Origin of the sequence: Pseudoalteromonas sp. L23 (assembly GCF_021728455.1) — a bacterium.
Lineage (GTDB): Bacteria > Pseudomonadota > Gammaproteobacteria > Enterobacterales > Alteromonadaceae > Pseudoalteromonas.
This window is the reverse complement of record NZ_JAKKCW010000002.1, coordinates 236,085-255,678: the sequence shown is the minus strand read 5'-3', so window position 1 is coordinate 255,678 and position 19,594 is coordinate 236,085. Positions and strand designations below refer to the sequence as shown.

The 19,594-nt window shown below is 41.9% G+C and carries 19 protein-coding genes and 1 pseudogene; 8 read left to right on the top strand and 12 right to left on the bottom strand.

Features of this window, described 5'->3' with window-relative positions; all coding sequences use genetic code 11:
- Nucleotides 1-16: 16 nt before the first annotated feature.
- The 4 genes from L3V43_RS04885 to L3V43_RS04870 form a co-directional block, all read right to left on the bottom strand.
- Nucleotides 17-2,500, bottom strand: a complete 2,484-nt coding sequence (locus L3V43_RS04885) for a prolyl oligopeptidase family serine peptidase (RefSeq protein WP_102056810.1) — start codon at nt 2,498-2,500, stop codon at nt 17-19.
- Between the two features lie 357 nt (nt 2,501-2,857).
- On the bottom strand, nt 2,858-4,006 hold the full coding sequence (locus L3V43_RS04880; RefSeq protein WP_237116040.1) for a 5-(carboxyamino)imidazole ribonucleotide synthase: 1,149 nt from the start codon (nt 4,004-4,006) through the stop codon (nt 2,858-2,860).
- A 1-nt stretch (nt 4,007) separates the two neighbouring features.
- The gene (gene purE / locus L3V43_RS04875) at nt 4,008-4,490 is read right to left on the bottom strand and encodes a 5-(carboxyamino)imidazole ribonucleotide mutase (protein WP_010372883.1); all 483 of its coding nucleotides are present in this window, start codon (nt 4,488-4,490) and stop codon (nt 4,008-4,010) included.
- A gap of 132 nt (nt 4,491-4,622) precedes the next feature.
- Nucleotides 4,623-4,829, bottom strand: a complete 207-nt coding sequence (locus L3V43_RS04870) for a hypothetical protein (protein ID WP_010604774.1) — start codon at nt 4,827-4,829, stop codon at nt 4,623-4,625.
- Nucleotides 4,830-4,958: 129 nt separating this feature from the next.
- On the opposite strand from L3V43_RS04870, the gene L3V43_RS04865 reads away from it, so the two are divergent.
- The gene (locus tag L3V43_RS04865) at nt 4,959-5,483 is read left to right on the top strand and encodes a TetR/AcrR family transcriptional regulator (protein WP_010604775.1); all 525 of its coding nucleotides are present in this window, start codon (nt 4,959-4,961) and stop codon (nt 5,481-5,483) included.
- 147 nt (nt 5,484-5,630) lie between these two features.
- The gene (htpX, locus tag L3V43_RS04860; protein ID WP_010604776.1) at nt 5,631-6,491 is read left to right on the top strand and encodes a protease HtpX; all 861 of its coding nucleotides are present in this window, start codon (nt 5,631-5,633) and stop codon (nt 6,489-6,491) included.
- Nucleotides 6,492-6,534: 43 nt separating this feature from the next.
- On the opposite strand, the gene L3V43_RS04855 is transcribed toward htpX, so the two are convergent.
- Nucleotides 6,535-7,014, bottom strand: coding sequence for a GNAT family N-acetyltransferase (locus L3V43_RS04855; RefSeq protein ID WP_102056813.1), 480 nt, complete (start codon nt 7,012-7,014; stop codon nt 6,535-6,537).
- A gap of 115 nt (nt 7,015-7,129) precedes the next feature.
- On the opposite strand from L3V43_RS04855, the gene L3V43_RS04850 reads away from it, so the two are divergent.
- Together L3V43_RS04850 and L3V43_RS04845 are read left to right on the top strand one after the other, a co-directional pair.
- Nucleotides 7,130-7,333 (top strand): hypothetical protein, encoded by a 204-nt coding sequence (locus tag L3V43_RS04850; protein ID WP_010604778.1) that lies wholly within the window; start codon nt 7,130-7,132, stop codon nt 7,331-7,333.
- Between the two features lie 187 nt (nt 7,334-7,520).
- Nucleotides 7,521-9,026, top strand: a complete 1,506-nt coding sequence (locus tag L3V43_RS04845; RefSeq protein WP_237116039.1) for a hemolysin — start codon at nt 7,521-7,523, stop codon at nt 9,024-9,026.
- A gap of 247 nt (nt 9,027-9,273) precedes the next feature.
- Here L3V43_RS04845 and bioD read toward each other — a convergent pair whose 3' ends face one another.
- From bioD to bioB, 4 genes are read right to left on the bottom strand one after another with little or no spacing between them, the layout of a single operon-like run.
- Entirely contained in the window at nt 9,274-9,969 is a 696-nt protein-coding gene (bioD, locus tag L3V43_RS04840; RefSeq protein ID WP_237116038.1) for a dethiobiotin synthase, read from the bottom strand.
- Nucleotides 9,966-10,745 (bottom strand): methyltransferase domain-containing protein, encoded by a 780-nt coding sequence (locus L3V43_RS04835; protein WP_010604781.1) that lies wholly within the window; start codon nt 10,743-10,745, stop codon nt 9,966-9,968. Before L3V43_RS04835 ends, bioD begins: the two co-directional genes overlap by 4 nt.
- The gene (locus tag L3V43_RS04830) at nt 10,742-11,884 is read right to left on the bottom strand and encodes an 8-amino-7-oxononanoate synthase (RefSeq protein WP_237116037.1); all 1,143 of its coding nucleotides are present in this window, start codon (nt 11,882-11,884) and stop codon (nt 10,742-10,744) included. Before L3V43_RS04830 ends, L3V43_RS04835 begins: the two co-directional genes overlap by 4 nt.
- A gap of 3 nt (nt 11,885-11,887) precedes the next feature.
- On the bottom strand, nt 11,888-12,931 hold the full coding sequence (gene bioB / locus L3V43_RS04825) for a biotin synthase BioB (protein ID WP_010604783.1): 1,044 nt from the start codon (nt 12,929-12,931) through the stop codon (nt 11,888-11,890).
- 148 nt (nt 12,932-13,079) lie between these two features.
- On the opposite strand from bioB, the gene bioA reads away from it, so the two are divergent.
- Both bioA and L3V43_RS04815 read left to right on the top strand, forming a co-directional pair.
- Nucleotides 13,080-14,369: an adenosylmethionine--8-amino-7-oxononanoate transaminase gene (gene bioA, locus L3V43_RS04820; protein ID WP_174168854.1), complete on the top strand. Its 1,290-nt coding sequence runs from the start codon at nt 13,080-13,082 to the stop codon at nt 14,367-14,369.
- Nucleotides 14,370-14,557: 188 nt separating this feature from the next.
- Entirely contained in the window at nt 14,558-15,895 is a 1,338-nt protein-coding gene (locus tag L3V43_RS04815) for a lysine 2,3-aminomutase (protein WP_102056818.1), read from the top strand.
- A gap of 409 nt (nt 15,896-16,304) precedes the next feature.
- Here L3V43_RS04815 and L3V43_RS04810 read toward each other — a convergent pair whose 3' ends face one another.
- Complete coding sequence (locus tag L3V43_RS04810; RefSeq protein WP_237116036.1) at nt 16,305-16,610, bottom strand: hypothetical protein; 306 nt, start codon at nt 16,608-16,610, stop codon at nt 16,305-16,307.
- A 66-nt stretch (nt 16,611-16,676) separates the two neighbouring features.
- Complete coding sequence (locus tag L3V43_RS04805; protein WP_237116035.1) at nt 16,677-18,134, bottom strand: hypothetical protein; 1,458 nt, start codon at nt 18,132-18,134, stop codon at nt 16,677-16,679.
- 335 nt (nt 18,135-18,469) lie between these two features.
- Between L3V43_RS04805 and L3V43_RS04800 the strand changes: the two genes are divergently transcribed.
- Complete coding sequence (locus tag L3V43_RS04800; RefSeq protein WP_323054422.1) at nt 18,470-18,613, top strand: phage integrase N-terminal SAM-like domain-containing protein; 144 nt, start codon at nt 18,470-18,472, stop codon at nt 18,611-18,613.
- Nucleotides 18,594-18,767, top strand: a pseudogene (locus L3V43_RS04795) (tyrosine-type recombinase/integrase); the annotation flags it as partial. The gene L3V43_RS04800 and the pseudogene L3V43_RS04795, both read left to right, overlap by 20 nt.
- A 272-nt stretch (nt 18,768-19,039) precedes the next feature.
- On the opposite strand, the gene L3V43_RS04790 reads toward L3V43_RS04795, so the two are convergent.
- Nucleotides 19,040-19,474: an AAA family ATPase gene (locus tag L3V43_RS04790; RefSeq protein WP_026000942.1), complete on the bottom strand. Its 435-nt coding sequence runs from the start codon at nt 19,472-19,474 to the stop codon at nt 19,040-19,042.
- Nucleotides 19,475-19,594: the final 120 nt, after the last annotated feature.

The following is a 19,594-nucleotide window of genomic DNA, read 5'->3' as shown; positions in this document are numbered from 1 at the left end:
TTATCCGCTCATTTGATTACAAGTTTTCTTTGAACAACTTGTATATACGACGGTATTCATCCAACCAACTTGATGGCTGTCTAAAGCCATGCGGTTCAACTGGATAAATCGCCGTTTCAAAGTCTTCCTTTTCTAGCTCAATTAGGCGTTGCACCAAGCGCACCACATCTTGGAAAAACACGTTATCATCAACCATAGGTGCATTGATCAGAAGCTTGTTTTTCAAACCTTCAGCATGATAGATAGGCGAACTACGTTTGTATGCAATTGGGTCTACATCTGGGCGATTAAGGATATTTGAGGTGTATGGGTCGTTGTAATAGGCCCAATCGGTGACTGGACGTAAAGCTGCGCCTGCTTGGAATAGATCCGGCTGAGTAAATAGCGCCATAAATGTCATAAAGCCGCCGTATGAACCACCATAAGTACCTACAGCACCACGGTCAACATTAGCGTTGTTCACCATCCACTCAACACCGTCTGCCAAATCTTCGATTTCTGGTTTACCCATATGACGATAGATTGCCGTTCTCCAGTCTCGACCGTAACCTTTAGAGCCACGATAGTCCATATCCATGACGACATAGCCTTCGCTCGCGAGAAGTGAATGGAACATAAACTCTCTAAAGTAGTTAGACCAACCCATATGAGAGTTCTGCAAATAACCCGCGCCATGGTTAAAGATCACAGCCTTACGATTCTTACCCGTTTCGCCTTCTTGATAATCTGCTGGGTAATATACTTTTGCGTAGACAGGCTCACCTTGATGGCTTGAAGGAACCGCGACAATCTTAGGTGCAATTAGCTTCTTATTTAAAAATGCATCTGAGACCGTATTAGTGAGTCGTGACACCGCTGCTTTTGGCGCTGCATCCGCCACATAAAGTTCTGGAGGCATCATGATTTTTGAGTGAGTTAACAACAGCTTTTGCTCATCTGGGCTTAGCTGGTAATCAGTCAGGCCATCTAAATCAGTTAACTGCTCATCTTCACCGCTTGCTAAATTGACGCGATAAATTTCGTATAAACCTGGGTGATCTTTATTGGCTTTGTAATAAACAAATTGACTATCGAGGGTTAAGGTTGGTTCAGAAACCACAAACTTCCCTGAAGTCATTGCTTTTGCTTTGCCGTTAAGCGGCTTAACATAAAGCTGGCTATATCCAGTTTGCTCTGAAAGATAGTACAAAGCATCTTGGTTGTTTAACCAGCCAAAATCATTGTAGGTGTAATTGATCCATGCTTCATCGTGTAGGCGATGCTGAGAAACGAATTGTTGTTTATCAAAATCAACCGTCGCTAACCATCTGTCTTTATTATCCCAAGCACCAAGCATCACTGCGACTTGAGAACCGTCACTATTCCATTGGATAGCGGATTGACTCCAGCCCCATGTGTCGATCAAGTTGATATCACGTGGTGCTTTTTCACTCTTATATGATTCACCTTTTGCCTTAGCATTTTCGCGTTTCACCTCGGCTAGTACATCTTCATCAAAGCCAGGCAAAGTATCATAGCTCAGCGTGACTTGCTCTGATTTTGCTAAATCAATGAAAATAACATCAGAACTCATTGGTTTTGTGTCTGCAACGCGGCGGCGAGCTTTTACCGGATCAATGTCACCGTTTTGACTGACGTAGTTAGGCATGATGTCAGAGTCTGAACGGCTTGGTTTATCATCGGTGATCACGGCGATTAACTTGTCACCTGTCGGTGCTAAGCTAACTGAGATAAGTGTTTTTCCTTTACCAAGATAAAACTGATTATCTTGGATACTTGCGTTATTCGCTTCTATCTCTTGATTTCTTGCTTCTCGATCTTTGCTGTTTTTGTGCGTTAGCGCAACGAATTGAATTAGTTCGTGTTGCTGCTCTGCGATATATCCATTTGGCTCTTTCACCCCTTCAGGCTTATCCGCTAAATGTAACTTTACCAGCTCTTTGGTTAAGCCAGTGACTAAATCGAACGCAAATAGCGCATTGCCTGAACGGTAAGCTAATCGGTTATCACTTAAGAATTGCGGTGCATACTCATAGTTCGAAGAATGAGTAACTTGTGTCAAAGCGCCAGACTTCAGGTTTTTAACGAATATGTTGCCTTTAAATTCATAAGATTGTAGCGTCCGACCTTTATTATAAATCGCGTTTGCAGCACCAACGGCATGCAAATCTGACAGCGAAACCGCTTCGCTTGTTTGTGCGCTACTGACTTTAAATAGATCTCTTAACTCTGAACCAGCTTGCTTACGCTTATAGAAAACGGTTTTGCTATCGGCCCCCCAATACGCGCCCTCTGGTTGTCTTCCCAACCAATCAGGATGCGCCATTGCTTGTTTTAGGGTGATCTGCTCACCACCAAAATCAACGGGAGTGGCAACAACTTGTGGGACTGGTGAATTGGCTTCAACTTGTTGTGGTTTTGGGCTTACTTCAGTGGTCTGACAACCAGAAAGGAATAAACCTGAAGCGACTGCCATCGAGATAAGAGAGAGTTTCAACATGTGACTTTCTTATAATAGTTAAATTTGTCTAATTTAAGCAGAAAGCCAGCGGAATATCGACAGATTTAAGATTAAAAGCACAATGGGTGGGACAAAAAAAGGCCAGCATAGGGATGCTGGCCAAATACTCTCTGCGCTCACATAGTCGTTGATGGACAACGAGTATGAAATGAGGCCTATCCGCGCCTCACAATAGTAGACCGCACTATCAGAAAAGAGTTCCAAAAATTACAGTAAAAAAATTAAATTTTTTATATCCAACCTGAGCTCTTCGATAAAGGAATGAGCTAACTCAATAGTTATCAGAAGCTTAGGTTTTTAGTTAACAATGGACCTTTTTTGCTAAAAACAGTAGTACTAATTCAAAATTAATTGCTGAGCGGTTTCCATGACCCCAGGGTAGTCTGCTTCAGGCAAGATGTCAGCAAGCTCCGCCAGTGCTTCACCTAATTTATGCAGTGAGTCAGCTGAAACATTGATATGCCCCATTTTTCTGCCCGGTTTCGCATCTTTGCCATACCAGTGACTGGTTGTCCCCGGAACAGCAAGAACTTGCGATGGAATGTGACTTTGCCCTAAAACATTAATCATCGCGGTTGGGCGAAGCAGCCTTGTATCACCAATCGGTAAACCGGCAACGGCACGAATATGGTTTTCAAACTGGCTTACATGGGCACCTTGTTGAGACCAATGTCCTGAGTTATGTACCCTAGGCGCTATTTCATTAACCAATAATTGACCTTCAACATCGAAAAACTCAATAGCAAGTACACCAACATAATTGAGTGCATTCGCAAGTTTCGCAAATGCGTCTTCCGCTTGCGATTGAATATTGGCTTTCTCTTTCCCGGCAATTGATAAGGTCAGTACACCATTGGTATGCTGGTTTTCAGTCAACGGATAAATTTTACATTCGCCATTTTTTGCTCGCACACCAATAATCGACACTTCACGGTCAAACGGTATCATTTTTTCAGCAACGATAGAGTGAGGCTGTGCTTCAGTGCCTGCTTGCAAAAACTCGGACATTTCGGCCCAAGTACTATCTATTTCAGACTCTGATTTAACTCGCCATTGCCCTTTCCCATCATAGCCTGCCTGACAGGTTTTAACGACCAAAGGCATGCCTAACTCATCAATCGCAGTGAGAAAATGCGCTTTATCCGTAATGATTTTGAAAGGAGCACAAGGAACAGATGTTTTATCTAGTAGTGCTTTTTCTTTCGCGCGATCACCACCGGTGGCGATTGCTTCTGCGCCAGGGTAGAACTTACCGCTTTGTTCGCAAAGCGCTAAAACATCATGTGGAATATGTTCAAATTCGGCAGTGATGGCATCAGCATTGTCAATGGCTTGCTGTAATGACTCTGGTGTTGTTGCAAAGGTAACGGGGTTTATTACCGTTTGACTGCCAACATCATAGGCCAACACTTTTATATCAAGATGAGTTGACGATAAGCTCATCATACGGGCTAACTGTCCCGCCCCTAAAACAAGAATATTCATGTTATTTCGCAGGATCTGGATTAGCTAATACCGTTTCTGTTTGTTCTTTTCTGAACGCTTCTACTTTTGCAAAAATCTCAGGCTGCTGACAACCTAAAATTTGAGCTGCTAGCAAACCGGCGTTTGCAGCACCAGCGTCGCCAATCGCTAACGTACCTACCGCAACACCTTTAGGCATTTGGCAAATTGACAGTAATGAGTCCACGCCATTTAGCGTTTTTGATTTTACTGGAACGCCAAGTACAGGCAGACTTGTAAATGCTGCCGCCATACCTGGTAGGTGTGCAGCACCGCCAGCACCGGCAATGATAACTTTGATCCCACGTTCTGCTGCTGTCGAAGCATAATCCGCTAAAAGCTGTGGAGTACGGTGAGCTGAAACCACTTTAGTTTCATAATCAATACCAAATTTATCTAACATTTCAGCTGCATGTTGCATTGTAGGCCAGTCTGATTTTGAGCCCATAATGATGCCAACGGTCATAATAATTCCTCGACTAATTTTGAACGATACAGGGCTAAGGTCCTTCACACCTTAGCTGCGGGCATTATACCTGAGTTCGTCTTTAATGCGAAGAATCAACTTATTGCAATTATCACGCGATGACACCCTGAGTTATTTAGACACTATCAATTCTTCAATACTTAATGCTTTAGCACGGTTAAAGTGAGAGAAAAACGTTTTGGGACCCATAATTAGGCATAGCACCGCGAGACCACCTGGGATCAGCACAATTTTTAAAGCTGGGCCAAGAATATAGCTGTAAAAAAAGATAAAAGGGATGAATAGGATGTATCCGATGAATAAGCTCAAATATTGCATAACAACTCCTATTGAAATTTAATGAGCACGCTCAATTATAATAATGAGCGCGCTCACTATTTGCAAACTTTATCTCTTAAATAATTTGGAATTGTGCTACACTCTCTTCGCAAATAAAAAGGTAACCATATGAAAAAAAGAGAAATTACGTACAATAAAATTCTCAGTGCTAGTTGGCAGCTTTTTCAAGACAATGGTTTTGAAAACACCACTACTCGGCAAATTGCCCAAGCAGCAAACGTGGCAACGGGAACGGTTTTCTCTCACTTCCCCACTAAGCTCGACATGCTCAAAGTCGCAATGCATAACCAAATAGATGAACTAATTAATGAAGCGAAAACATCAGATGAGCAGCATAGTGCCAGCTTAAAGTTACGCCACTATGCAAAGTATTTATTTGCTTTTTATCTTAGCAATAGAGATTTCAGTAAAGAGCTGCTTTGTGGGATTATTTGGCATAGCGAATTCTTTAAGGGGCAACTCAATTTGTTCAAACACTTGTTATTCAGTGAGCAGGAATACAATGAGTTGAAAGCAACCGTTATGATGGACTGCTACTTTATGACCTTATTAGAAGGGTTAAGCAATGAGCATAGTTCTGTTGACCAGATGCTGCATTCTCTATCTCAGAAGTTGAAACTGGTTAACCAATAAATTGTATGATGTGTTCTTTATTGAATATTCATACGAATTTACTTGTGCTTTTGAACTTCTGACCATATAAAGCATCTAGGACTAGTGTAATAAGCAAGTGCTTGGGAAAAGTTACTTAGTTCCTTATTTTTGTCTAACGAGGTCAAAATGAAACGCGTCATCTTATTCCTTATCACTAACTTAGCAGTAATGCTTGTGTTAGGAATTGTGTTATCTATCTTAATGTCTGTGTTTGGTATTTCTAGCCGAAGCTATACAGGCATTATGGTTATTGCTGCCGTATTTGGATTCGGTGGTTCTTTTATCTCTCTTTACATGTCGAAGTGGATTGCAAAGAAATCAACAGGTGCCCATGTTATTGAGCAACCACGAAACGAAACTGAACATTGGTTAGTTTCTACTGTCGCAGAGCAAGCTAAAAAAGCAGGAATTGCGATGCCAGAAGTTGCAATTTACGACAGCCCTGAAATGAATGCGTTCGCAACCGGGCCGAGTAAAAATAACAGCTTAGTTGCTGTGAGTACTGGCCTACTCCACAACATGAATCAAGACCAAGCAGAGGCAGTGCTTGCGCACGAAGTGTCGCACGTTGCAAATGGCGACATGGTTACACTTACCTTGATCCAAGGTGTTGTAAATACCTTTGTTATATTCTTCGCTAAAGTATTGGCGGGTATTGTTGATAACTTCTTGAATGGCGATGAAGAAGAGTCAGGTGGAAGCTGGACATATTTTATTTTTGATATGATATTCCAGATCCTCTTTGGTATTCTGGCTTCTGTTGTTGTCGCTTACTTTAGTCGTAAACGAGAATTTGCAGCTGATAAAGGTGCAGCGGATTTAGTCGGTGCGCAAAAAATGCGTTCAGCATTAGAGCGTTTGAAGCACAACCATGAATCGCAATTAGAAGGCTCAATGATGGCTTTTGGTATTGCTTCAGGTAAGTCTATTGCAGACTTCTTTGCTTCTCACCCACCACTTGATGAAAGAATTCGAGCACTTTCGTAACTCTTTTCACATTTGTACTAGGGCAACGATTACGTTGCCCTTTTTATAACTCAATTTTATACAGATTATTTCCAACAGCGCAAAACCCCAAACGCTTGAGTAGGTTTAATGAACGAAGATTATCAGCCGATACATGCGCCAAAACCACATTGAGCTTAAACTCAACCTGGCTTTTGTTTGCAAATAGACAACGTAAAGCTTCAAACATCACGCCTTTACCCCAATAATCAGGCATTAATTCATAGCCAATATGTAGGCCCTCAATATCACCGTCTTCGTGATAGAAACCAATACATCCAATCACCGCTTTAGTGCTTTTACACACGAGGCAAAAACGACCACCTATACCTTCATATTGACGCTCAATATCCATTTGGATCATGCACTTAAGGTCTACTTCAGTGAGGTTATCGCCGTAATCGTTATACGCTTTTACCTGCGGTAAATTAAGTAACGCTAATAACTGCGGATTATCTTTGTGCCTTATGGGCCTGATGACTAGCCTTGGTGTTTCAAATTCCATAAAATGCTCAGGTCTAAGTATCTGCCGCAATGGTAGCACTTATTGCAGCACATATACCTTTCAATATTATGATCGCTTGCATTGCTTTATAATTTAGCATTTTTGGAGAATGAATATGAGTCAAGAGTTCACCGTTATCCCACCAACGACAAAGGTTTACTGCCCAGAGAGAGGTGAAGGCTGGACTTTAACGGGCATTACAGGGATCGATGAAAATGCATCAGTGATGTTTTCTGGCGTACGCTATACCATCTCAGCAAAAGAAATTGTTGAGTCATTATTGCCAAACTTTAAAAATAGGCAAGAATCAAATAATTAGTACTTTTTAACTATTTTACTGTTGTAAAAGTGTAAATTATGATCAATTATAGCGCTAGATTGCAAAGTCAATAATGGAAGCGCCCGCCTTAAAGGATTAAGTCATCGCATTGAGTTGGACTCAATTGCGAAGACATTGCTTTGTGTTGTTTTAAGTTACAGGACGTACACTTTTTAGGGTTCCTGCTATGTTAAAAGCATCACTCACAACACTTGGTTTACTCTCAACATTACTTTCCACATACACCTATGCAGATAGTTGCCCAGGTCAGGTTTTTGGTATTAACGCTGGCCGCGGCGATATTGGTATTTTGTTTGGCCTAGATGAAGGTGCAGGACAAGCCAGCGCCAATAGTTTAGCCGCTTTTAGTTCGGCAGCACTCGCCTATGATACTAGCAGTGCGCGTTGGTACTATGCATCCGCACCAAGGCCAATCGATTATAAAGTTGATACCAGCCATCTAAACTTACCAGCTGACGCAGATATTCCCATTGAAGGTAAAAAACATCGCTATGTTCAACTGGCATATTTTGATGGAACCTCTCATACCATAGTCGGTAGAACGGCTTATTTGGTGGGATTGGCATATGACGGCACAAACGATAGACTCATTGGAACGAGTTACGATTCTATTTACAGCATAGATAAAAACACAGGCGACGCGACTAAGCTCTCGGATCTCCCCTCATTGGCGGGAAAATACCGCGGCGATCTTGAGTTTTATAATGGTCGCTTGATTCTAGTCACGAGTGCAACCGTTTACCAAGTTAATACCAACGACTTTTCTGTGACTAAATTATCTGATCACGACCTAACTGCCGTTACAGGGGCAAGCCTTAATAGTAACGGAGAGCTTATTATCAGTCGCGTTATCATTAATGACGCCGGACACACCAACAAAAGTGCGATTTATAAGTTAAACCCTGATACAGGAAGCACCTGTTATATCAATACATTACCAATACGAGTAAATGACCTTACATATAACCCAAATGGTAGCAATACATGCTATACCGTTTCTGGTTGCGGCGGCACACCAACCCCTCCTTCGCCACCGTCTTTTACGTTAACGAGTATTGAAAACACGGTTTATGAAGGAAGTACCCTTAGCTATCAAATTACCTTAAGTAAAGCCTTCGAGCAGGACGTCAGCTTTTCGGTGGCGGTCAATGATGTGACAACGCAATCAGATGACTACGTAGCACCATCTACTTCATTGGTAATACCTGTGGGCAGCACAACAGCTACCATTCAAATAGCAACAATAGACGATACTGAGTACACTGGCGATCGGGAACTCTCTTTGAGCGTAACAGGCGTGAGCAATACCTCAGGCAATGAAACCCTATCGGGAAACATACTCGACAATGAAACCGCGTGTGTGCCTGACAACTACACGCGGATCAATTACGCGTTCGTCAGAGAAGACTCATTATTCAATAATGACTGGGGTATCAAAGTAAATGGCCAGTATATTAAATTGCTTGATGAATACGGCAGTGCCGGCAGCTATGACATCCTTCAAGGACAATCCTTTACCTATGTGCTCGCTATTGATGGTAACAGTAATGCTCTATCAAGCAAGTACCAAGTTTCAGGTACCAACCAACGTTGGGAAGATCAAAACGATAATGATTACAATGACTTTGAGGTCAGTGTGACAACACAAACCATTCAAAAAGGTTGTAATTAACAGACTCAAAGCGGCTTACTGCCTTTAGAAGCCGCTTTGTTTAACCTGAACTCGGGATAAGAAGTTAGTTAATCCACTAAAATCACTAAGTTCAAAAGCGTAATATCACTCTAGCCAGAAGTTATTTCTTAATACAAGGCAAATTTGTGCGTCAATAGCTGGCCTATTGCAAGCAAATTTAACGCAGTAGTAAGGAATAACAGCTGCTAGAGAACAAGTTGTTATCCCGAGTTTAGGTTATTTAATACTAACTGGTACCTGATTTAAGCTCAAACAACTCTAATAACGCTGAGCGAAGCTGTAGCTTTGGTGTGCCCTCACTGTAAGGCGCTGTTGCAAGCAGCGGACAGTCTAGACGAAGCTTTAAACTTTCAAGGTTCTCTTCAAATACAGACATCTCAGGGTCAATCTGGTTTGCAATCCACCCAACCAAATTCAGTCCTTTTTGCTTGATAGATTCTGCCGTTAAAAACGCATGATTCAAACAGCCTAGCTTCATGCCAACCACTAAAATAACGGGAAGTTGTTCTCTGACGACCCAATCATACAGATATTCGTTGTCATTAATGGGCAATGCCCAGCCACCTGCACCTTCACATAATATATACTCAGCGCCTAGTTGCTGAATTTCACTAAAGCGCTCATGTAGCTTATCGACTGTGATGTCAACATTTACCCGTCTTGCTGCAATATGCGGGGCAATTGCTGGTGCAAAACAAAATGGGTTAACTTGCTCGTAAGTACCGTGCACCGTCGCAGCTTCCATTAAACTGATAGCATCGACGTTCACTAGTTCACCAAATGCCTCTTCAGCATCCGCCGCAATCGGCTTAAAGCCAAAAGCCTTTTTGCCGTGCTTAGCCAACAGTTTCAGTAATAAAGTAGAAATATAGGTTTTACCTACTTCTGTGTCGGTCCCAGTTACAAAATATGCTTGATTCATTTCCTTAACTCCAAAAATCCGACTTGATAACTGACATCAAAACCATTTTCACTCTCAGGGTAGCTACTCAGCAGCTGAGCGTAAGCTGATTTGCCTAACAAACCTTGTCGACGAGAAGCGGTTTTTACATCGTTGGCACCGATATTTTTTACCGAGCGCAACGCCTTTAACGGTGTGTCATAACTATCAATCAATAACGCTTCATCCGCCCAAGTCACTGCGAATCCGGCTTGTAGAGCAAAAGATTTAAGTGCCGACAGCGAATAAAATGAATTGATATGGCCACACTCATCAATGGCTCGCCATGCGCTATCGATTTCGTTTAACGAGCCGTCAAGCACTGAGCTTAGCAACACTCGTCCTTCTTTTTTTAGTACTTCATACAACTGCGCAAACAACGCTTGCGGGGAATTAGACCACTGAATTGCAAAATTACTAAAGACTAAGTCGATACAATTTGACTGAATAGCGAGTTTATCCATATCACAGCAAACACTATTTGTCGTATTTTCAGCGCTTGCCAACATAGCCAAGCTAAGATCCGCTCCAACATAATGATTCGTGAAGGCGTTTAATCTATGAAAGTTTTCATGTGGCCCGCATCCTAAATCGAGCAACCTAGGAAACATACGCACCGCACCAAGCTCGCTATTTTGCTGTGTTAAACGTGAAAAGAGTACATCTGCGGCCTGTTTTTGTACGTTGGCGTGTTGAGAGTATGATTGCGCGGCTTTTGAAAAGCACTTTGCTGTTTGCGTCTTTTGTGCTTTGCTCATGCTCCCTCCACTAAGGCCGAAACTAAATTGTCTATATCTTCGTGACTGTGCTGTGCCGTTATTGTTATTCGCAATCGTGCGGTATTTTGCGGAACCGTTGGTGGCCTTATAGCCCCAACCCAAAGTCCCTTTTCCTTAAGTTTATGTTGCGCCGCTAATACATTTTCGCTGCTACCATACACAAGAGGCTGTATGGCCGTATCACTTGGAATGGGAGATAAGTTGGTTTGTGCAACTAACGACTTAAAATAGTCGATGTTTACTTGTAATTTGTGTCTCGCTTCAGATGCAGCAAGCAATTTATTCAACTGGCATAATGCAACGCTTGCCATAATAGGCGACAACGCCGTTGTATAGATAAACTCACGATTAAATTGCGTCATGTAATTTATCACATCATGACTTGCTAATACCGCAGCTCCTTGACAGCCCATCGCTTTGCCAAAGGTGATCACCAAAATTTCAGGTTTAATGCCGCTTTCAATCGTGCCAAGTCCTTGCGCTCCCACAACGCCAAACGCATGAGCGTCGTCGACCATGAGCCACGCAGAATGAGACTTAGCCAGCACACTGATTTCAGATATCGGCGCTTTGTCTCCATCCATAGAAAACACCCCTTCAGTCACAATGAGTTTACTGTCGGCTTTGGTTTTTTCTAATCGAGACCTTAAGTGCGTCAAATCATTGTGATTAAAGCGAACAAACTTAGCACTACCCGCTAAACCACCGTCTAACAGGCTAGCGTGGTTGAGCTTATCTTGGAACACCGCAGCGCTTAATTGCTTTTCTTGGGGCGTGAACAATGCCTTTAACACACTGGTATTAGCGGCAAAACCGCTTGGAAATAACAGTGCTGCATCATAACCCAAAACGCTGCAAAGCTTATCCTCTAGCTGACGGTGAATATCAAGATAACCCGTAACAAGCGCCGAACTACGGCTTCCGGCTTCAGTGCATGCGAGAGTGTTAAATTCCAACGAGTCTGCAAGTCCCAGGTAGTCATTGCTGGCAAAGTTAATATATTGCTGATCAGCAATTTTAATTCTACTTGCAGAGGTCTTTTCAACCACAATGCGTTTTCTTAGCAACCCTTCAGCGTGACGAGCTGCTAAGGCAGATTGAATATACTCAAACGACATTGATTAGTTGGCTTCGTAAAATAGCTCTGATGTCGCCTTGTCCGCAATTGCAGAGCTTAACGATGCCTCATAGGCCTCATCCGAATAATCTTCACGTTTTTCAGGGTTCATCCCAAGTTTTCTGATGAGGTTCATATCGGCGTCTGCTTCCGGGTTTTCCGTGGTTAATAGCTTATCACCATAGAAAATTGAGTTAGCGCCAGCGAAGAAACACATCGACTGCATCTGTTCATTCATTGCCGTTCTACCTGCAGATAAACGCACGTAACTGTGTGGCATCATGATGCGCGCAACCGCAATAGTACGGATAAACTCAAAGTGATCGAGATCATCAACATTTTCAAGTGGCGTGCCCTTTACCTTAACAAGCATGTTAATCGGTACACTTTCTGGTTGTTTTGGCAGGTTTGCTAATTGGATCAGCAAGCCATAACGATCAGATGCCTGCTCTCCCATTCCTACAATACCACCAGAGCACACTTTCATTCCTGCGTCTCTTACGTGATCAAGGGTATCGAGTCTGTCTTGATAAGTTCTTGTCGTGATAATCTGCTCGTAGTATTCAGGTGAGGTGTCCAAATTATGGTTGTAATAATCCAGGCCCGCTTCTCTTAGCGTGTGCGCTTTTTGATTATCCAGTTTACCCAAAGTCATACAGGTTTCTAGACCTAGCTCTTTAACCTCTTTCACCATTTTGGCGATATAAGGCATATCTCTGTCTTTTGGATCAGACCAAGCGGCGCCCATACAAAAACGCGTCGCGCCCTTTTCTTTCGCCAACTTAGCTTGAGTTACAACCTTTTCCACTTCCATCAAACGCTCTCGTTCAAGATCAGTTTTGTAATGACCTGACTGTGGGCAGTATTTGCAATCTTCAGGACAGGCACCCGTTTTGATAGACAGCAAAGTGGAGATTTGAACTTCATTGGGATTGAAGTGTTTGCGGTGAATACTTGCTGCATAAAAAAGTAAGTCGTTAAAAGGCATGGTGAACAGTGTTTTTACTTCTTCATGTGTCCAATCGTGTCTTAGCGCGCCTAATTCCATATTTTCATTCTCTTTTTATTCTTGCCTAAATTTACAACACGAGTATTTTCTAGTGATTAAATTTAGCGCAGTCAAACTGACGGTGATTGGCTTAGTCTACTTCTTAGCTTAGTATTGTCAACGTTACACGCGCCCGCAAGGTTTACAAATGAGCAATAAACAGACAATCGATATTGAATTTGATCGCAAGCATATATGGCACCCTTATACATCGATGATTGACCCTCTGCCCGTCTATCCAGCCGCAAGAACATTCGAGAACAAAATTGAGCTTGAAACTGGCGAAACTCTCATTGACGGTATGGCATCCTGGTGGAGTGCTGTGCATGGTTATGGTCATCCAGAAATAATCACGGCGATAAAAAATCAAGCAGACACGATGAGCCATGTCATGTTTGGGGGGCTAACTCATCAGCCTGCCGTGGAGTTATGCAAACTACTTGTGGAGCTAACCCCAGCCCCACTTAATCGAGTATTTCTAGCCGACGGTGGCTCAGTCAGTGTTGAAGTTGCAATCAAAATGGCGATCCAATATTGGTTGAGTAAAGGCAAAAAGAACAAAACCCAAATAATGACAGCCAAAAAAGGCTATCACGGTGATACATTCGCGGCGATGAGCGTTTGCGACCCTGTGAATTCAATGCATGCCATGTACCAAGGCTTTTTACCTGAGCAAGTGTTTGTCGATGCCCCTAAAAGTGAGTTTTACGGCAGCCAAAGCCAAGATGAACTTAACACGTTAGAAACCGCATTTGCTGCTCATCATGAAAAGGTCGCGGCATTTATCATCGAACCGATAGTACAAAATGCAGGCGGTATGAACTTCTACCACCCTGAATATCTCAAGGCGATTCGAGCGCTATGCGATAAGTATGAGGTGCTACTAATTTTAGATGAAATTGCGACTGGATTTGGCCGTACAGGTAAAATGTTTGCCTGTGAACACGCAGGGATCTCACCGGATATTATGTGTGTTGGCAAAGCGCTTACTGGCGGAAACATGACGCTCGCGGCCACTTTGGCAACAGAAGATGTGGCTTTGGGTATTAGCCAAGGCGAAGCGAAAGTGTTAATGCACGGACCAACTTTTATGGGAAACCCGCTAGCGTGTGCTGCTGCAGTTGCTAGTCTCACTATCTTAAAGCGCCAAGAAACAATGGCCAATATTGAACGAGTCGCGAGCGCGCTTAACGCACTCAAGCGCTGTCTTAATCTAAATGCAGTAATAGATGTCAGGGTTCTTGGTGCGATTGGCGTGGTGGAAGTGGAAAGGGTTGTTGATGTTGCAAAAATCCAAAAATTCTTTATTCAGAAAGGTGTCTGGATAAGACCATTTGGCAAGCTAATTTATATTATGCCGCCTTATATCACCTCAAATGAAGATATTGAATCACTCATTGACGCGATTTATATTGCCATTGACGGCGAACACTTCTAAAACACAATAAATTTGGAATTAGGTCTATTTCATGACCTAATTCTAACAATGCAATCTAAAATCATGGCGCATAATCAATAAAATTACGTTATTTCGAACTTTCCTCGCTTTGTACCTGAAATGACATCAATGGTATGTTACCATGCTCGCTTTTATCATTAGCAAATGAGAAAAGAGACATATTATCTATGCAGCAAACCGTCAAATTGCAGCCAGCTGAAGCTTATCAGCCCCCTCGTTTTACTGTTTACCAACACCGCCAAATTGATAAGATTGAGCAATTGGATAAACTACCTGAACACCTTCGCTTTCAAATGAAAGTCGTCGCCAACGTGTTTCCTTTTCGCGTTAATAACTTTGTCATTGAAGAGCTCATAGATTGGGACAAAGTGCCTAATGACCCTGTTTTTCAATTAACTTTCCCACAGCGCGGTATGTTGGATGACGAGTCATACGAGCAAATGGCCAACTTGTTAAGTCGTGAACATACACCAGAAGAAGTGTTTAACCTCGCAACCAAAATTCGTCAAAAGTTAAACCCGCACCCAGCTGGTCAAATGGAAAAAAATGTTCCTGAGTATGAAGGTGAACGCGTAGACGGAATCCAACACAAATATAAAGAAACAGTGTTGTTTTTCCCGTCTCAAGGACAATACTGCCACTCATATTGCACTTTCTGCTTCCGCTGGGCGCAGTTTGTTGGAAAGGCAACTCGCTTCAATAATAACGACGCTGAATTACTTCATAACTACTTAGCCGAACACACTGAAGTGACCGATCTACTGATGACCGGTGGCGATCCTATGGTAATGCGCACCGTTAAATTGCGTAAATACCTAGAGGCGCTAAAAGAACCAAGGTTTGACCATATTCGTACCATCAGGATCGGTACTAAATCTCTCACTTTTTGGCCTTTTAGATACGTCACCGATCCAGATGCACAAGAGCTGTTAGCCTTACTAAAAGAGCTAGTTGATGCCGGAAAGCATGTATCAATCATGGCGCACGTTAACCACAAACAAGAACTGCGTACTGATGTCACACGTGAAGCGATTAAACTCATCCGCAAAACTGGTGCGCAGATCAGAACACAAGCACCGCTTTTAAATAATATAAACGTAGACGCTGACATGTGGGCTGACATGTGGAAAGAGCAAACACAGCTTGGCATGATCCCCTACTACATGTTTATCGAGCGTGATACCGGCGCTAAGCGTTACTTTGAAATCCCGTTACATAAAACGTGGGAAACTTTCCGTGAAGCTTATAAGCAAGTCTCTGGTGTGAGCCGCACAGTTCGAGGCCCTTCAATGAGTGCAGGTCCTGGAAAAGTTGAAGTGTCTGGCGTAACCGAAGTCGCGGGCGAAAAAGTATTTGTGCTGCGCTTTATTCAAGCTCGAAACCCTGACTGGGTGCAGCGTCCATTCTTTGCCAAGTTCGACGAGAATGCCCACTGGCTGGATGACTTAAAACCTGCATTTGGGGAAGAAAAATTCTTCTGGCAGGACGAGTACGACGCCATGTAAATGTGAAAATATCAAAAAAGCCAGAAAATACTGGCTTTTATTTTATTTGGCGCATTTAAATAACCTGAGATTTAGATAAGGGATGGGCTAACTCATTGCTTATAAAATCACAGTAAATTATTTCCTTATCTAGCCAGAGCGTTTTGCGGATAACTGGCTACGAAAAGCATTAATTTGAATAATGTTTTAACTGTATCTATCAGGTTTGATTGCTAGGAATTAATCAAATATGACTATCGCTTAAGGGCCAAATTCGGCGGTTCAACAGCAACACCATATCTTAAACCCAATTGCGATAAAGGGCACTCGACTGACTCGTATTTGGACAAAACGAGTTGGGAGAACGTCTGTATTAGGTGAGTTTCGCATAAAAATTTCTATGGCGCGAAGTTAATGGCCTTGTTAGTAGCTATGTCCAAAGCGCCCACCTGATATGAATTAAACGAATTAGCATCTGGTTTTCTTCTTGATACTTTTCTTCGCTACAAGGAATACCGTCTTCATCATGAGATTGCCACCAAGCATACAACGCTTCTAGTTCCTTCTTGGCTGCTCGATGTTTATCATCAGCGTCCCAATCAGTATGACCGCTTAATAACTCTTCCTTTTCTACGCAATCAGAAAGTAGCTGAAAACAAGCATGGAGCATGACGGAATCTTTATCCCGCCATCCTTCATTAAGAGTATCAATTTTCAAAATATTTCCAGGTTCCACGGATTTCCTTTTGGCTACTAACGCCCAAAACAGCGGCGCATTTATGCGTCCGGCTGCTTTTGCTTGTTATGCCACTTCATCAGGAAGTAAGCTCTTGAGGTTATCCCAACCTGATAGAACCCCAACAATAGTTGCTATTGTTACTACAATTGACAAGATAAACATCCACTTCTGCAACTTATACATGACATATATACTTTGAACGGATAAGTAATTAGTAAGCCCGGAGTCGATAATGTCTGCAGCTTCTTTAACTTTATTTAGCTGGAATTTGGAGTTTAATATTGTATTTTTCGCCAAGTTATAGCTTTCATCTCTAGCTAGATTTTTTAGCTCTCCAATTTCTGAAATAGAGTGAGCTATCCAAACTTTGGACCCACTTAGTTCATGCTGAAGTCTAGATAAGATCGCAATAGTTCTTTTTAACTCTTGTATGTTAGATTGACTCTTTTTAGTTAACTTCTTTCTTTTGTAGAGATTTTTAAATCCATGCGCCCTGAGAGTTTCGACCTTACGACCATATTTTTCTATTACACTAAATATCGTTGAGGAGATTGCAACGGCTCTCACTTTATACTCTATAAGATCACCAAGCTCAGACTCCGTACAAGAGTCTAGTTTTGCTATAGAGTCGGATAGCATGTATTTTTGATCATTAGATATTGCCCTAGATAGCAACAAATTTTCACCTTCATATGCATCAAAGCCTCTAGTAGAAATACCATATTCATTAAGCCATGTGCTATTTTCCAGAATCCATTTTTTTCGCTCATCTATATCCTTAGGGTTTCCTTTTATCTCGAAAACATCAATATATGAAACCGCATCTATTGTTCTAGGCTCCCAACCAAACCCCTTTTGAATCCACCGTTCTAAAAGCTCTCTAACAGTATCTTTATAATCTGATATTGCTTCTATCGCGCATTGATTACCTGTCCCCATTGAGTATCCTCTAGACAGATGCTTAATAGGCCAGAATTGTTTAAATATAACTGGGCCGATATAATCCTTATTCTGAATTCGTCGTAATTCTTCACTGACAAGGTCATTTAGGTAAAATTCGAATATGATGCAGGACATTGAGGGAAGTATTCGGTGAAATGATAATGAAACACCTTTCACCGCATTTGGCAAATTTTCATCAATCTCTGTATCGGGCAAGAAGAAGCCGCGCTCTTTGGATATATATCCGAGGTTGTGCCAACTCGAAGCATGTATACGATCTTCAGATTTTTTCAAGGACGAAATAAACTTTTTAACCTTTTCGTTTTTGGGGAAATAGTGCCTCAACCCTTTTGTTACTGTGTGATATTCCTCGTGCTCAAACGTTAGGGTTAGCGTTATGTTGCTTAATTTTACATCTATTCCATCTGGGCAGCTTCTATTCGTGATTTCATTAGAAGCACACTTTCTTTGGCGTATTCGAATTTCTTGCAGGTCATGAATCAACCCCTTTTGAAACTTTGGTAGACCTTCTACAAAATCGAGTATCTTAGTTGAAATATTTTTTTTGTACTTTTCCATAACTGTCTCTGAGAGATCATTCCGCTTCAAGCGCATAACATTTTATTCGTGCGCATGCGCGTTTACCTCGTTGGACCAGTGAAAATGCGCACAGTTAACTATCAGTATGTAAAGAACTTATCAGCATTCTTCTAAATATACCATCTAGAAAAATGCGCATGCGCGTTTCCCAAACCTATTATCTCAAATCGAAAATAAATAACCTCTTGATAAAAATAATGTTTTTAATTTATTCATGCGTAAACGCGCAAAAATTTTTTCATTATTTCCCTTGATATCCGAGAATTCCAGATATTACTGTATACATACACAGCAATATGAGCTAAGGAGTTATCATGAGTCTAAAAAGCCCATTTCTGAAAGGTCTTCAGGAAGAAATGCGTATGCGTGGTTACAGCATTAGAACAGAAAAAACCTACCTATATTGGATTAAGGCATTCATTAACTTTCACCACAAGCGTCACCTGCCATACGTTTAGGCATAGCTTCGCAACCCATTTGCTTAAAGCTGGTCGTGATATAAGAAGTGTTCAAGAATTACTGGGCCACAATGACGTTAGTACCACACAAATCTATACACATGTACTTGGCCAACATTTTGCGGGTACAACTAGCCCGTTAGGCACAATATAAATGTCAGAGCCCTTTCGAAACTCAGTAGCATTACGAAAATTGGGTCAACTGAAGCTAAAAAAGTTGGTTGCATATCACACTGCTGAATAGCAATGGGGCAGGAATGAGTTAACTAACCGGCCGCTATGTAAAATAAGGCTAACATTGACGACCGTCTCTTGTTTGCTCTAAGGTGAAGTCTAAACCCACTCTTTTTAACTGTAAGATCGGATATGATACTACCCTGTTTTACATGCGCGAGCGTTGTTAGGGTTACTCTACCCTATGCTTGATCACCATTCGAAAAGGTGGGCCATTTTTGAAATTGTTTTCAAGCCAATGCCATGGCTATTACGCTTGGCATATAAGTGCTGTAGGGATTTATCTTTAATTTCACCGACAATGACTTCTTTCACTTGATAACCCATTGCCACAGCAGCTGACGCATAAGCAACAAACTCCCATTTCTTGATATTGGTGTTATCAACAACGACCAAAGGGATACCTTCAGCTAAGGCGTTAATAAACCGGGCTAAGTTTAAGTTGTGATATTCTGAAAGGCGTTGTTTTTCAAAATGATACTCGCCGTTTTCATTAAGAAAATAATCATCGGTTGAACAGATAAAATACTGTGTTTCATCGCCGGAGACTAGGTCGTCGGCTAGCGTTTGCGCATAATGCGATTTTCCAGAGCCAGGTAGACCCCTCAAAATAAAAACTTGTTTCATCGAGTTTTGAACGTCACTGTTAGTATTAATAAAGCTATTTTTATCATCGAACATTCATAATGCCACAGTCCGACTGTTTTTTCATGGCTTTTACTCATTCTTTTCAGCCCAGTTTTTTGC

What these genes read in the sequence shown, in the direction of transcription:
- L3V43_RS04835 (WP_010604781.1), bottom strand. Translation starts at nt 10,745, where the DNA reads ATGAGCAAAGCACAAAAGACGCAAACAGCAAAGTGCTTTTCAAAAGCC.
- L3V43_RS04815 (WP_102056818.1), top strand. Translation starts at nt 14,558, where the DNA reads ATGCAGCAAACCGTCAAATTGCAGCCAGCTGAAGCTTATCAGCCCCCT.
- bioB (WP_010604783.1), bottom strand. Translation starts at nt 12,931, where the DNA reads ATGGAATTAGGCGCGCTAAGACACGATTGGACACATGAAGAAGTAAAA.
- L3V43_RS04830 (WP_237116037.1), bottom strand. Translation starts at nt 11,884, where the DNA reads ATGTCGTTTGAGTATATTCAATCTGCCTTAGCAGCTCGTCACGCTGAA.
- L3V43_RS04855 (WP_102056813.1), bottom strand. Translation starts at nt 7,014, where the DNA reads ATGGAATTTGAAACACCAAGGCTAGTCATCAGGCCCATAAGGCACAAA.
- purE (WP_010372883.1), bottom strand. Translation starts at nt 4,490, where the DNA reads ATGACCGTTGGCATCATTATGGGCTCAAAATCAGACTGGCCTACAATG.
- L3V43_RS04850 (WP_010604778.1), top strand. Translation starts at nt 7,130, where the DNA reads ATGAGTCAAGAGTTCACCGTTATCCCACCAACGACAAAGGTTTACTGC.
- htpX (WP_010604776.1), top strand. Translation starts at nt 5,631, where the DNA reads ATGAAACGCGTCATCTTATTCCTTATCACTAACTTAGCAGTAATGCTT.
- L3V43_RS04800 (WP_323054422.1), top strand. Translation starts at nt 18,470, where the DNA reads ATGAGTCTAAAAAGCCCATTTCTGAAAGGTCTTCAGGAAGAAATGCGT.
- bioD (WP_237116038.1), bottom strand. Translation starts at nt 9,969, where the DNA reads ATGAATCAAGCATATTTTGTAACTGGGACCGACACAGAAGTAGGTAAA.
- L3V43_RS04845 (WP_237116039.1), top strand. Translation starts at nt 7,521, where the DNA reads ATGTTAAAAGCATCACTCACAACACTTGGTTTACTCTCAACATTACTT.
- L3V43_RS04885 (WP_102056810.1), bottom strand. Translation starts at nt 2,500, where the DNA reads ATGTTGAAACTCTCTCTTATCTCGATGGCAGTCGCTTCAGGTTTATTC.
- L3V43_RS04805 (WP_237116035.1), bottom strand. Translation starts at nt 18,134, where the DNA reads ATGGAAAAGTACAAAAAAAATATTTCAACTAAGATACTCGATTTTGTA.
- L3V43_RS04870 (WP_010604774.1), bottom strand. Translation starts at nt 4,829, where the DNA reads ATGCAATATTTGAGCTTATTCATCGGATACATCCTATTCATCCCTTTT.
- bioA (WP_174168854.1), top strand. Translation starts at nt 13,080, where the DNA reads ATGAGCAATAAACAGACAATCGATATTGAATTTGATCGCAAGCATATA.
- L3V43_RS04880 (WP_237116040.1), bottom strand. Translation starts at nt 4,006, where the DNA reads ATGAATATTCTTGTTTTAGGGGCGGGACAGTTAGCCCGTATGATGAGC.
- L3V43_RS04790 (WP_026000942.1), bottom strand. Translation starts at nt 19,474, where the DNA reads ATGAAACAAGTTTTTATTTTGAGGGGTCTACCTGGCTCTGGAAAATCG.
- L3V43_RS04865 (WP_010604775.1), top strand. Translation starts at nt 4,959, where the DNA reads ATGAAAAAAAGAGAAATTACGTACAATAAAATTCTCAGTGCTAGTTGG.